The organism is Streptomyces sp. NBC_01224, assembly GCF_036002945.1.
Taxonomy (GTDB): Bacteria; Actinomycetota; Actinomycetes; order Streptomycetales; family Streptomycetaceae; genus Streptomyces.
The window spans coordinates 2,046,639-2,059,963 of sequence record NZ_CP108529.1; the positions used below are offsets into that span (position 1 = coordinate 2,046,639).

Annotated in this window: 8 protein-coding genes; 3 read left to right on the top strand and 5 right to left on the bottom strand. The window is 70.2% G+C overall.

What is annotated here, in order from left to right; genetic code table 11:
- Positions 1-48 precede the first annotated feature (48 nt).
- The 3 genes from OG609_RS08590 to OG609_RS08600 all read left to right on the top strand — a co-directional run bounded on the left by OG609_RS08590 (position 49) and on the right by OG609_RS08600 (position 4,081).
- On the top strand, positions 49-1,278 hold the full coding sequence (locus tag OG609_RS08590) for a thiolase family protein (protein ID WP_327272264.1): 1,230 nt from the start codon (positions 49-51) through the stop codon (positions 1,276-1,278).
- A complete protein-coding gene (locus OG609_RS08595; protein ID WP_327272265.1) occupies positions 1,275-3,404 on the top strand; it encodes a 3-hydroxyacyl-CoA dehydrogenase NAD-binding domain-containing protein in 2,130 nt (709 codons plus the stop codon). The genes OG609_RS08590 and OG609_RS08595 overlap by 4 nt, the downstream gene beginning before the upstream one ends.
- A gap of 329 nt (positions 3,405-3,733) precedes the next feature.
- Entirely contained in the window at positions 3,734-4,081 is a 348-nt protein-coding gene (locus OG609_RS08600) for an NYN domain-containing protein (RefSeq protein WP_327272266.1), read from the top strand.
- A 15-nt stretch (positions 4,082-4,096) separates the two neighbouring features.
- On the opposite strand, the gene OG609_RS08605 is transcribed toward OG609_RS08600, so the two are convergent.
- The 5 genes from OG609_RS08605 to OG609_RS08625 are packed head-to-tail and all read right to left on the bottom strand — an operon-like array spanning position 4,097 to position 13,268.
- Entirely contained in the window at positions 4,097-5,485 is a 1,389-nt protein-coding gene (locus tag OG609_RS08605) for a hypothetical protein (protein WP_327272267.1), read from the bottom strand.
- 43 nt (positions 5,486-5,528) lie between these two features.
- Positions 5,529-7,532, bottom strand: coding sequence for a PIG-L family deacetylase (locus tag OG609_RS08610; protein WP_327272268.1), 2,004 nt, complete (start codon positions 7,530-7,532; stop codon positions 5,529-5,531).
- A 58-nt stretch (positions 7,533-7,590) separates the two neighbouring features.
- Positions 7,591-10,464, bottom strand: a complete 2,874-nt coding sequence (locus tag OG609_RS08615) for a stealth conserved region 3 domain-containing protein (protein WP_327272269.1) — start codon at positions 10,462-10,464, stop codon at positions 7,591-7,593.
- Between the two features lie 9 nt (positions 10,465-10,473).
- Positions 10,474-11,415 (bottom strand): hypothetical protein, encoded by a 942-nt coding sequence (locus tag OG609_RS08620; RefSeq protein WP_327272270.1) that lies wholly within the window; start codon positions 11,413-11,415, stop codon positions 10,474-10,476.
- Positions 11,412-13,268, bottom strand: a complete 1,857-nt coding sequence (locus OG609_RS08625; RefSeq protein ID WP_327272271.1) for a stealth family protein — start codon at positions 13,266-13,268, stop codon at positions 11,412-11,414. The genes OG609_RS08620 and OG609_RS08625 overlap by 4 nt, the downstream gene beginning before the upstream one ends.
- Positions 13,269-13,325 lie beyond the last annotated feature (57 nt).

Consider the following 13,325-nt stretch of genomic DNA (forward strand, 5'->3'; position numbering starts at 1 on the left):
GGGCGTGCCCCGCAGCAGTGCCATCCCGCACCCTGGAGGAGAGCCACCGTGCCTCGTACCATCCGGGACGTCGTCTTCGTCGACGGCGTCCGCACCCCGTTCGGCAAAGCGGGCCCGAAGGGCATCTACCACGAGACCCGCGCCGACGATCTCGTCGTGAAGGCCATCCGGGAGCTGCTGCGCCGCAACCCGGACCTGGACCCCGCGAAGATCGACGAGGTCGCCATCGCCGCGACCACGCAGATCGGCGACCAGGGTCTGACGCTGGGCCGTACCGCCGGAATCCTGGCCGGGCTGCCTCAGTCCGTCCCCGGTTACTCCATCGACCGCATGTGTGCGGGCGCCCTGACCGCCGTCACCTCGACGGCCGGCTCCATCGCCTTCGGTGCGTACGACGTCGTCGTCGCCGGTGGTGTCGAGCACATGGGCCGCCACCCGATGGGCGAGGGCGTGGACCCGAACCCGCGCTTCGTCTCGGAGAAGCTGGTCGACGAGTCCGCCCTGTTCATGGGCATGACCGCGGAGAACCTGCACGACAGGTACCCGCAGATCACCAAGGACCGCGCCGACGAGTACGCGGTCCGTTCGCAGGAGAAGGCCGCCAAGGCGTACGCCAACGGCAAGATCCAGCAGGACCTGGTGCCGATCTCGGTGCGCCGCACCGACGCCGAGGCCGGCGAGACGGGCTGGGGCCTGGTCACCGCCGATGAGCCGATGCGTCCGGGCACCACGCTGGACTCCCTCGCCGGTCTGAAGACCCCGTTCCGCGCGCACGGCCGCGTCACCGCCGGTAACGCCGCGGGTCTCAACGACGGTGCCACCGCCTCGCTGCTCGCCGCCGAGGACGTCGCCCGCGAGCTTGGCCTCCCGGTCAAGATGCGCCTCGTGTCGTACGCCTTCGCGGGCGTCGAGCCCGAGGTCATGGGCTACGGCCCGATCCCGTCGACGGAGAAGGCCCTCGCCAAGGCGGGGCTGACCATCGACGACATCGGTCTGTTCGAGATCAACGAGGCGTTCGCCGTGCAGGTGCTCGCCTTCCTCGACCACTACGGCATCGCCGACGACGACGCGCGCGTCAACCAGTACGGCGGCGCCATCGCCTATGGTCACCCGCTGGCCTCGTCCGGTGTGCGTCTGATGACTCAGCTGGCCCGTCAGTTCGAGGAGCAGCCTGAGGTCCGCTACGGCCTGACCACCATGTGCGTCGGCTTCGGCATGGGCGCGACGGTCGTCTGGGAAAACCCGCACTTCGACAAGGCAGACGGAGGCAACAAGTGAGCTCCACCACTGAGCTTCTGAAGGGTGCGGCCGAGCTGTTCCCCGGCGAGGTTGTCACGCAGGCGCACGTACGCCACCTCGACCTCCCGGCGGGTGCGGGCAGGTTCGCCCTCATCACGCTGGACAACGGCCTGGACCACACCAAGCCGACCACCTTCGGACCGCAGTCGCTGGCGAACCTGAACGCCGCCATCGACCAGGTCGAGAAGGAGGCCGCCGAGGGTGCGATCGCCGGTATCGGCATCACCGGCAAGCCGTTCATCTTCGCGGTCGGCGCCGACCTCAAGGGCGTCGAGCTGCTGAAGAACCACGACGACGCGCTCGCCATCGGCAAGGGCGGCCACGACGTCTTCCGCCGCCTCTCCGGCCTCGCGGTCCCGACGTTCGCGTACTACAACGGCGCGGCGATGGGCGGCGGTGTCGAGGTCGGTCTGCACTGCTCGTACCGCACCGTCTCCAAGGCTCTGCCCGCGTTCTCGCTGCCCGAGGTCTTCCTCGGTCTGGTCCCCGGCTGGGGCGGCTGCGCACTGCTGCCGAATCTGATCGGTGCCGACCGCGCGGTCTCCGTCATCATCGAGAACTCGCTGAATCAGAACCGCCAGCTCAAGGGCAAGCAGGTCTTCGAGCTCGGGATCGCCGACGCCCTCTTCGAAGGTGCGGACTTCCTGGAGCAGTCGCTGATCTGGACCGCGAACGTACTGAACGGCACCGTCACGGTGGACCGCCCCGAGGTCGACCGCGGTGACGCCTGGGACCAGGCCGTCGCGCGTGGCAAGGCCATCGCCGACTCCAAGGTGCACGGCGCCGCCCCGGCCGCGTACCGCGCGCTGGACATCATCGCCGCGGCGAAGAACGGCGACCTGAGCGCCGGCTTCGACGCCGAGGACCAGGCCCTCGCGGACCTGATCATGGGCGGCGAGCTGCGCTCCGGGATCTACTCCTTCAACCTGGTCCAGAAGCGCGCCAAGCGCCCGGCCGGTGCCCCGGACAAGAGCCTGGCCCGCCCGGTCACCAAGGTCGGCGTCGTCGGTGCCGGTCTGATGGCCTCGCAGCTGGCGCTGCTGTTCCTGCGCCGCCTGGAGGTCCCTGTCGTCCTCACCGACATCGACCAGGAGCGCGTCGACAAGGGTGTGGGTTACGTCCACGCCGAGATCGAGAAGCTGCTGGGCAAGGGCCGGATCAACCAGGACAAGGCCAATCGTCTGAAGGCCCTGGTCTCCGGTGTGCTGGACAAGGCGGAGGGCTTCTCCGACGCCGACTTCATCATCGAGGCCGTCTTCGAGGAGATCGGCGTCAAGCAGCAGGTGTTCGCGGAGGTCGAGGCGGTCGCGCCGGCGCACGCGATCCTCGCCACCAACACCTCGTCCCTCTCGGTCACCGAGATGGCGTCGAAGCTGCAGCACCCGGAGCGGGTCGTCGGCTTCCACTTCTTCAACCCGGTCGCGATCCTCCCGCTGCTGGAGATCGTCCGCGGCGAGCAGACCGACGACGCCTCGCTGGCCACGGCGTTCGGTGTGGCGCGGAAGCTGAAGAAGACCGCGGTGCTGGTGAAGGACGCCCCGGCGTTCGTCGTCAACCGCATCCTCACCCGCTTCATGGGCGAGATCCAGAACATCATCGACGAGGGAACCTCGGTCGAGGTCGCCGAGAAGGCCATCGAGCCGCTCGGTCTGCCGATGTCGCCGCTGGTGCTCCTGGAGCTGGTCGGCCCGGCCATCGGTCTGCATGTCTCGGAGACCCTGAACCGCGCCTTCCCGGAGCGTTTCACCGTCTCCGAGAACCTCGCGGCGGTCGTCAAGGCCGGCAAGCGCGGCTTCTACGTCTACGAGTCCGGCAAGCCGGAGCTGGACCCGGAGGTCGCCGCGCTCCTCAAGCAGGGCGATGTCGTCCTCTCCGAGGAGCAGGTCCGCGACCGTGTGCTGGACGCGGTCGCGCAGGAAATCGGTCTGATGCTGGGCGAGGGCGTCGTCGCCGAGGCCCAGGACATCGACCTCTGTCTGATCACCGGCGCGGGCTGGCCCTTCCACCTGGGCGGCATCACGCCGTACCTGGACCGTGAGGGCGTCTCGGAGCGGGTGAACGGCAAGAAGTTCCTGGCGCAGGGCGTGGCGAGCGTTCCGGCGTAACGGATTCGCTCCGTCCCGGCTGGCCGAGGGGCGTGGGGCGACTGCCGACCGGCTGTGGCCGGTCGGCAGTTCCCCGCGCCCCTTTCGATCGTGCCGTGCAGTTGCGACCTCGCCCACGATTGGCAGTGGGGGAAGGAGCGGCGTCCGGGGCCTTCGAATCCAAGGCGGAGGAGGGAGTCGACGCGGAGCGTCGGCGACTGACGACAACGCCGGAGGCGGAGGTCCCGGACACCGCGACGCCGCTGACAATCGCGGGCGAGGTCGTTGGTCGCGCCCACGCGGCGGAGCCACATATTCGGCCCGTCGGCGGCGCGTGCGACCCTGGGCGCATGAAGGAACTGCTGGTGGTCGACGGGGCCAACGTCGTCGGGTCCGTGCCGGACGGCTGGTGGCGCGACCGGCGAGGCGCCACCGAGCGCCTGCGCGACCGGCTCGTCGCATACGGGGAGCAGCAGGGCGTCGACGTGATCCTGGTGGTCGAGGGTGCGGCGCGAGGGGTCGAGTCCGTGCCCGGGGTGCGGGTGGAGTCGGCGGCGGGCAGCGGGGACGACCACATCGTGGAGCTCGTGGGGCGGCTCGGACGCCCGTGCACCGTGGTCACCGCCGACCGTGAACTACGGCGCAGGGCGGAGGAAGCGGGGGCCAGGTGTGGGGGGCCGAGGACCGTGTATTCGTGACGGCCCCGCACCACGTCACCAGACGGGCAGGGCCGGATAGTGCTCGCAGTCCGGGCCGCAGGGCAGACGCGCGGACATCGACGTATGCAGCCAACTGTCCTCGGGAACGCCGTGCACCTTCAGCTCCAGACGCGTCGGAGGTGAGTGGATGGCGCTGAACACCGCGACGAACTCCACCGTGTAGGTGCCCGGTCGCCAGTCGTGGAGGTGCGTGACCCGCCAGCTTCCGTCGTCCTGCACCGGGGCCTCGGCTATCAGCCGGCCCTGCTCCAGCACCATGATCTTCTGGACGCCGCGCCCAGCCGTGCCCGAGAACCGGGGGCGGGGGCCGCTCCACGCTCCCCGGCGCGGCCCGATCACCTCGGGCGCCTCCAACCGGTCGAGAACCTCGAACTCCGTCTCCGCCTCCGTGGACACCTCGGTGCCTGCGAGGGCGATCGCAGTCACCTTGTGCCGGCCGACGGGCCATTGCACGGCGCGCCGCCACTGCCATGTCCCGTCCTCGGCGGTGCGAGCCCCACCGAGGTAATCGCCCTCCTCGAAGAAGAGCACATACTCGGCGCCCTCCGGCGCCGTTCCCGTCAGCTTGCGTCCGGCACCGACCAGTTCAGCGAGGGCCGGCGACGTGACGGCCGGGGCGACGGCCACCTCGGGCTGCGCGGTCAGCGCGAGCTGCGGCTGCTGCACGGTGAACTCGGTCTGCACCGGCGGCATCTGCCCCGGCACCAGCCGTTGGATGTCCACTATCCCGGGCGGCAGTCCCGGCAGGCCGGCCAGACCGCTCGCCACCAGCCGAGCCGCTGCCCGGGCCCCGACATGGTTGAAATGGGAGGCGTCGACGATGCCGTGCGGGTGCGCCGGGTGCTCTCCGGGGTCCAGCCACCGGAAAAGTCCCCGGGCCCGCATGGGACCCAGCTCGGCGAGGAGCTGGGTGGTGGAAGCGGTCATGTCGATGACCGGGCAGCCGAGTTCCGCGGCTGCCTCCAGAGTCAGCCGCGGGTATCCGTCGTGGGTGTCCACCGGATTCCCCGAGACGTCGAAGACGCAGCGGGCCGCCGGGGTCAGGAGGACCGGCAGGGCGCCCTCGGCCCGGAGCGCCTCGACATACAGCCGCAGATACTCCTTGTACTCCTGGGGGCCGTGGTACCGGTTGAGCTGGTTGATGCGCTGCTCGACATGGCCGAAGGCGATGAGCACGAGGTCACCGTGGCTGACGAACGTGAGCAGCGCCGCGAACCGCCCGGTGTGGTAGTCCCGCAGCGTCATGGCGTCGCGCGCGTAGTTGCGTACGTCGCAGTCGGGCCCCACGAACTCCTCGAGGTACTGACCCCAGCCCGCGAGCGGCGCCTCCTCCGCCGTGCGGGAGGCGGCCACCGAGTTGCCGATGACGCAGATCTTTCGCATGTCTTCTTCTCGTCTCCGTTGTCGCGTGGCCCCGGGTCGGGGGTCAGCACGCCTGCCAGGGGCCGAAGCCGACGCCCGGCCGAGATTCTTGCTGCCGCGCCCAGTGCAGTCGGCCGTCGGTACCGAACACCGCGACGACCGCCCGGCCGTGCGCGTCGGCGGCGATCGCCGGTGCCCCGACCATCTGGATCTCGTGGCGTTCCCAGTCGGGCCGCGACGAGATGTGGTCGTCCGCGGACAGCACGGTCACCGCGGGCCTGCTCCGCTCGTCCCTGCGGGCGACGACCAGAAGATCATGGTCCGGGGCGAGCAACCGGGCCGCGGCGACGGCCCCGGTGCCACCGTCGTCGCTGAGCCGCTCCACCCGCTGCTCCCACGTTCCGTTGGGACGCTGCTGGTGGCACATCACCGCTCCGGAGTCCTCCTCCCGGTAGAACAACGCCATGCGGTTGCGGCCGACCTGCACGGGAGTGAGACCGGAGGCCGGCCGCCAGCTCTCCGGCACGCCGGTGACCAGTTGGTCCTCCAGCTTGAATGGTCCGTACACGGCTTCCTGCCGCCATCTCACCCCGCCGGTGCGGTTCGTGGCGTACATGTCGATACGGCCCGTGGAGCGCAGCACAGTGGTCAGGGCGTCCTGCATCCAGCGCCCACCGAGCGCCTCCCAGGCGGTCAGCCCCTCCGGCGTCTCGCGTCGCATGCTGACGCCCACCGAGAAGTTCCGTGCGAAGACGTGGAGGTGGCCGGCCGGGTCCACCACCGCCGCGGGCACACCGACCTCGCGGCAGCGCCGCCAGTCGCGGCTGGTCTCGTCGGGGTTGCCGAGAGACTCCCAGGGCAGCACGGAGCCGGTGTGCGCCTGGCGCCACATGCGCACCACTTCGACATCGACCCGGCCCTCGGCGCCCGGGAGGCGGCGCAGTCCGACCAGGTGGACGCCGCCGGTGCGGTCGGGGGCGACGGCGAGGTGCGGCAGGAGGTCACCGCCGGGCAGCAGCAGCGGTCCCTCGAAGCGTCCGGCGCCGGCTTCGGTCTCCGTCCACACTGCGGCCTGGTCGCCGAGGACCGTGTAGGCGGCGAGCCGGCCGTCGGTCTGCCGGTGGAGCCACTGTGTGCCCTGCGGGTAGCGGCTGCGGGTACTCCAACCGTAACGGCGGATGTCGGCTCCGTCACCGAGTTGGAGGTCGCCGCAGTAGCGGTGCGCACAAGCGTGGCCGTCGGCCCCCGCGTACACATCGACCAGGGACTTCTTCAGCGCGTGGGAGCGCTCGCTCAGATTGTTCGGCCAGTTCTTGTTGCCGTAGCCCGTGAAGTGTTCGGTCAGCGGCGGCCGGCCTCCGGCGCGCAGGTGACGGCGGAGCGCCTCGCGGGCGAACTGGGCTGTGGCGGTGTGGTCGGCGTGGTCGCTGGAGGTGATGCCGCGTGCCTCGTCGTACGACTCGTGCAGCGGGTCCGGGTCCATGGTCCACAGCAGCGTGGGCTGCGCGTAGGAGAGAAGTTGCGCGAGGGCGGCGACGACGTCCTCGCAGCCGAGGGCCAGCGGTTGGTGCAGCTCGGACTCGGCGGCGACGAGGGTGGGCTGACGGGCGGCGCGTCCGTCCCACAGGCTCGTCAGCCGGACCGACGGCTGGTCTGCGGGGAAGCCGTGTGCGGCGTCCACCATCCGCAGGCCCAGGAAGAAGAGCTGCACGTGTGGCGCCTCCGACAGATAGCACCGCTCCGCGGCCACACCCGGCACGAGTTCGACCGGCTCCCGGACCCAGGCGGCTTCCCTCTTGCCGAGGACCATGGTGGCGTAGGCGGCGCGCAGTCCGTTCTGGCGTGCCTCCATGTAGCCGGCGAAGTCGACCGGGGCCTGCTCCCGCAGCGGGTCACGGGTGTCCACGTTGCGCCCGTCGGCCTCGCCGGCCGTGAGGTAGACGCTGGTGACACGGTGGCCTGCGGCCAGCAGCCGGTACAGATCGGGATTGACGAAGTAGAGATCGTCGTCGGCGTGGGCGAACACCTGGAACAACGAGGTGGAGTTCGCCTCGGCGGGCTGGGTCATGGTCGGTGGACGCTCCGATCGGGCGCGGCTGACGAACGGCAGGCGGTGCGGGACACGCTCACAGCGGCCACCCCGGCAGATGTCCGGCGTGGAAGCGCTGATTGCGCGGGGAACCTGCCTCGAACTGGCTGGCCACCGGGAAGTACGACGGCAGGAACGCCGCCAGGACGGCATCCTGCTCGTCCTCGGTGACATCACCGTCGTGGTAGTCGTTCAGGCAGAAGACGTCGTGCGGACGGTTGAGCTGGAGGCGGGAGAGCCGCTGCTTGTGCTCGCTCAGCCCCACGTTGACGAAGCCGCAGTTGATGCTGCCCGGTGCCGAACGCTGTGTGTGGAAGCCGAAGTAGTGGTGCAGCGACGACGCGACCGCAAGGTCGGAGTGACTGCGGAAGCGGCTGGCGGCGGTCGCCTCGACGGCATCCGGGTAGTGACGCTCGATGTCCGAGAGGACGCTGCGGCGCAGCGGATGCGGCGCGTGCAGGAACGAGTGGGCGAGAACCTGCCCGAAAGTGTTGGCTATCAGACCGCGGTTGTTCTTGGCCGCGCTCATGTTGAACTCGTCGCCGGTCGTGGTCGGCCCCATGGGCACAGTTGTCGGAGACATGAAGTGCTTCGCGACGCCGTTGCTGTGGAAGAACACGCTCGGCTGGAGCACACGGCCGATGAACACGTCGTCGTTGAAGTACAGGAAGTGCTCGGACAGCCCGTCTATGTGGTGCAACTGACTTTCGATGGCATGCGAGTTGTACGTGGGCAGCACCGACGGGTCGGCGAAGATCTCCCTGTGGTCGACCACGCGGACCCGCGGATGGTTCAGGTCGAGCCATTCCGGCACCTGTTGGTCGGTGACCAGGTAGATGGTGCGGATCCACGGGGCGTACATGTCGATGGAGCGCAGCGAGTAGCGCAGTTCGTCCCGGTTGCGGAAGCGGGCGGCGCTGCTCGCGGAGTCCTCGGTCTGCATGCCGAGGGCGCGCATCACCGCGTTCTTCCGCTCCAGCCAGGAGATGTCGCCTCCATTGACCCATGTGTACACGGCGTCGACGGGGAAGTCGACGTCCCCGTGGACGGCATGGGCGTACGGCTCGATGGTGGGATAGGTGCGCCCGCCGAGCACGGTCCCGGTCAGGCTCATGGTCTGCGTGGGCACCCTGTCGCCCACCACAGTGCGGACCGGGGAGACCATCATGGAAGGGTCCTCCGGGTCCTCCTCCCAGAAGTTGATGGTGCAGCCGTAGACCCCGGCGAGGCGGAGCGTGCGGGCGGGCGTGACGGCGTTCTGGTAGACGCGCACGGCCGAGCAGGGGGTCTGAGCGTACTGCTCGGCAAAGGCGGCGAGGACTGTGGCGGTCGGGTTCTGGCGTTCGTTGAGCAGCGCCACGTAGACCGCGCTGCCACCGTGCGCGGCGGTGAGTGCCTTGAGCACGACCTCCCGGTTGGAGGCGTGGACGGCGACCGCGTGCCGGACGTTGGTGTCCCGGGTGACGAAGTACGGGATCTGCGCGTGTTCCAGGGCCGTGGCGACCAACGCCAGATTGTGCTGGACCACGTCCCAGGGGGATTCGCTCCCCAGCCGACGGCACAGCTGTCCGCCGTCGCGCACGAGACCTCGGTCGGAACGGAGCAGCCGCTCCTCCAGGGCCCGCTGTTCCTTGGTGTCGATGGTGGTGGCGGGGGCCGGGGCGGCCGGACGGAGGATCCCTTCCTGGCCGCTCATCAAGGAGTGCAGCGCCTGCCGCTCCGCCTTGCGGGCCTCACGCTCCCCGGATGCCCGCTCGCCTGCCAACTCGGCGAAGACGTTCTCCCACATCGCGGTCACCACGGGCGGAGCGAGCCGGGCGACCGATTCGGCGGCCGCGTGCCCCATGCCGTGGCGCAGAGGGGCGTCCTCGATGAGCCGGATGAGCGCCTGGGCGGCGGCATCGGTGTCGCCCGCCGGCACGAGGATACCGGTCTGCCCGTCCAGGACGACTTCGCGCGGGCCGTTGGGACAGTCGTAGGAGACCACGGGCACACCGGCGGCCTGGGCCTCGGTCAGCACCAGCGGGAAGGCCTCGTTGCGGGACGTCATGAGAGCGATGCTGGCCTTGGCCCACTCCTCGGCCAGGTGGGGGGAGTTGCCGTTGAGCTGGACACTGTCGTGCAGGCCGAGCACGTCGATCTGTCGCCGCAGGGCGCCGGCGAGTGGGCCGTCACCGAAGATGCGCAGCGTCCAGGTGGGGTGCCGACGGGCCACGGTGTCCCAGATGGTGATGGCGTGGTCGATCTGCTTCTCGCCGACCAGACGGCCCGCGATGACGACGGTCCGGGTCTCCAGAGTGGAGCGTGGCCGGAACCCGCGCGGCAGGGCGTTGGGGACGACATCGATGCGCGGCGCACTGTGGCCGAGGGTCTCGGCGAACCAGTTGCGCGTGCGGTCGCTGAGCACGGCGAGCGCGTCCAGGCGGGAGGCGTAGCGCAACAGCGGTTCGGCGCTGGGACCCCGCAGTTCGGAGACACGGTGCTCCTGATGGAGCGTCATCACATGCGGGGGCGCCAACTGCACCGCGAGCGCCATGAGCGCCGGTGTGGTGGTGATCAGCAGATCCGTGTCGGTGTGCTGAAGCGCGTACTCCAGTTCCAGGTCGGTCAGCCTGCTGAACGCCGCTTCCCAGGCGGGATCCACCAGGGTGCTCGGCCGGTCGGCCACCTGCGCCCATGCCTCGGCGGTCAGGCCGGTGGGGCGGATCGGGACGGGAACGGGCCCGGTCCGGTCGATCAGATAGTCGACACGGATGCGCTCGTCGACCGGGAAGAACAACTGCGGCTGGGTCTTGAGGATGCTCAGCACGCGGACGTCGTGGTTGCCCACGAGTTCGGCGGCCTGGTTGAACACTGCTCGTTCGGTGCCCCCGACGGCGTCCGCGGTGAGCAGGAGAAAGGTGATCTTCATTGTGTGCGGTTACGCGGCTTCCGTCATCGGGCTGCACTGGATGCGGAAGTTACCCGCGGGTGTGTAGCGGGGCAGTACGAGCATGGGGTGCCGGCCGACGGGCGTCACGGCGGTCTGCCGGAAGGCGAAGACCCGCCCGGGGTTGCGAACGTCGTGCAGGCGTCGCCCCAGGCGCATGTCGCGCAGGTTGTCCGAGCACAGGACCAGGTCCCACTGCTCGGCGCGGTCGCGGCGCGGCGCCATGAGGTGCAGCGGCACGGACACCTGCCACAGCCCTCCGTCGAGCCGGTCGACGTCGACCTTCAGACGACGCCCGGAGGCGACGAACTCGGCCCAGGGGGCTTCGGGTTCACCTCCGACCACACGGAAGGCGACCTCGACCTGGCTGTGGGCCACATGGACGCGCACGACCTCCGCCGAGGGCTGGGACGGGCTGAACGTCACCCGGGCGCTCCCGGTGACACTGCGGCCCAGCCGGTAACGGGCCCCGGTCGCCGCAGATGCCTCCATGGGCCGCGTCGGGCCGCCGTACGGCACGGGAAGGTCGACGAGGAGCAGGGGCAGCGTGCGGCGGCGCAGCCCCCGTGACAGGCGCAGCCGGATCTTCCAGCGGCCGGGGGTCAGGGGCAGGCCGTTCACGTCCTGCCCGAGCAGGATCGCGGCGTCCATCGCGACGCCTCCGTCGTGGTCGGTGTAGACCTTGGCGGCTGTGGCGAGCCGACGGCCTCGGCGTCTCAGTTCGATCCGGGCCCCCTCCTCCGGCCGGACCCAGTGCGGCATCCGGGCGTGCAGGTTGACGGTCTGCCCGTCGAGCACCGCGGCATAGCGGAGTACGGCCGCCCGGCCCTTGCGCCGGGGCAGGAAGAACCGGCGCAGCAGGACCGACCGGACGCGAGTGGTCTGGCGGCGCATCCGGCGGCGCAGTGCGCGCAGGGGTCGTCGGCGCTTCATTGGGCGACTCCGTCGGCGAGGCCGTGGTGGGTGGGGACCGCGTCCAGACTCGGGGGCAGGATGCGGCGGTCGGTGAGCCGGGTGGGACCGGTGGCCCCGTCGGGCAGCTCGTATCGGCTGGGGACGGGGAAATAGCTCTCGAGGAACGACCGGACCATGCGGTCCTGCGCCTCGGGGTCGGGATGCACGACCGTGTCGTTGAGGCAGAAGGTGTCGAAGTCGCGGCGGGCGAGCAGCGAGTTCAGGCGGCGCTGGGCCTGGTCGGCGGCGAGGTCCACATAGACGTAGCGCAGGTTGCCGACGGTCGCGCGGCTGGTGTGGAAGCCGTAGTAGTGGTGCAGGGACGAGGCGATCGGTACATCCTGGGGCGAGCGGAAGCGTGAGTGCTGGGTGCGGCGGTGCTCCTCGCCGTACACCAGCTCGATGTCGGCGAGGACGCTGCGGCGCAGTGCGTGCGGGGTGTGCTTCATCTTCTGCGCGATCCGGGTGCCGAAGGACCGCTCGATCAGGGCCCTGCTGTTCTTGCCCGCGGCGTTCACCGGCAGGTCTTCGTGGTTCGAGGAGCCGGTCGGCACCACCGCCTTGGACTGGAAGAACTTGCTCAGTCCGTTGGCGTGGAAGAAGTGTCCGGGGGTGAGCGGGCGGCCGAAGAACACGTCGTCGTTGAGGTACAGGAAGTGCTCGGACAGCCCGTCTATTCGGTGCAACTGGCTCTCGATGGCATGCGAGTTGAAGGTCGGCAGAGCGGTGGGGTCGGAGAAGATCTCGCGGTGGTCGACGACCTGCAGGCCCGGCACGTCGGTATCGAGCCACGCGGGCACCTGCCCGGCGGTGACCAGGTAGACGTTGCGCACCCAGGGTGCGTACTGGTGCAGGGAGCGCAACGAGTAGCGCAGCTCGTCGCGGCTGGTGAACCGGGCGTCGTTGGCGGCCTGCGCGTGCAGACTCGGGGCGGGCGCGCCGGGGCGCCCCGAACGGGCGGCGTCCCGTTCCGCCGCCCACACCGGGTCGGAGTCGTCGACCCAGGTGTAGACGATGTCGATGGGGAAGAGGTGGTCGTCCGGCAGCGGCTGGGTGAACTCCGGCAGGGTACGCGCGACGCCGGTGGTGTAGGCGCCGGGCACGAGGGCGAACAGGGCCTGCGGAGCGGCCGGTCGCGGCGTGTCTGCGCGGACCAGATCGACCACTCGATTGGGGCGGGGGGCCTCGTACTGGCCGTCCCGTTCCGTCCAGAACTCGAGGTCGCACCCCTGGTCGGTGCCGAAGACGAGGTGCTGCGTGGGATCGGTGACGTACCAGGCGAGCCGGAGGGCGTCGTGCTTGCGCAGCTGGCGCCAGGACTTGTCGTCGTCGCCCGGTCGCATGTCCGACTCCGATGCGGTGGCCACGCCCACGTAGCCCGGGGTCTGCTCGAAGGCGATCTGGAGCATCTCCTCCGCCGACTCACGCAGCGCGACGGGCACCGCGACCGTCGGGACGTCCTTCGTGGCACCGCGGACACAGAAGTATTCGACGTCCCCGGCCTCCAGCGCGGAGATGAGAATGTGCAGATTGCGGGCCCGGGCCGCCCACGCCGTGGCGCCCTCCACGAGCAGGGCACGCATGTGCCGGCCTTCGACGCGCACCACCCGGCGCGCGGAGGCCGCACTGTGCCGGGGCACCTTGCGGCGGCCGCCCATCGCCCAGACGACCGTCGCCGACCGGATGGCTTCGACGGAGGTGAACGAGGATTTGACGGCGGAGCGCAGCGGGGCCGGCACCTTGCGGACGATGCCCCTTCGCGCGCCCACCGGCACCACGGACCGATAGGCCGAGACCAGCGATCCCGTCTCCGGGTTACCGGAACCGACCACGAGGCATCCACCACCCACGCCACTGCGGTCCAGCGCCTACCGCGGCCAGGACACAAC

Bases quoted from the DNA above. Each gene is read 5' to 3' on its own strand.
- OG609_RS08600 (WP_327272266.1), top strand. From the start codon at position 3,734: ATGAAGGAACTGCTGGTGGTCGACGGGGCCAACGTCGTCGGGTCCGTG.
- OG609_RS08605 (WP_327272267.1), bottom strand. From the start codon at position 5,485: ATGCGAAAGATCTGCGTCATCGGCAACTCGGTGGCCGCCTCCCGCACG.
- OG609_RS08610 (WP_327272268.1), bottom strand. From the start codon at position 7,532: ATGACCCAGCCCGCCGAGGCGAACTCCACCTCGTTGTTCCAGGTGTTC.
- OG609_RS08615 (WP_327272269.1), bottom strand. From the start codon at position 10,464: ATGAAGATCACCTTTCTCCTGCTCACCGCGGACGCCGTCGGGGGCACC.
- OG609_RS08620 (WP_327272270.1), bottom strand. From the start codon at position 11,415: ATGAAGCGCCGACGACCCCTGCGCGCACTGCGCCGCCGGATGCGCCGC.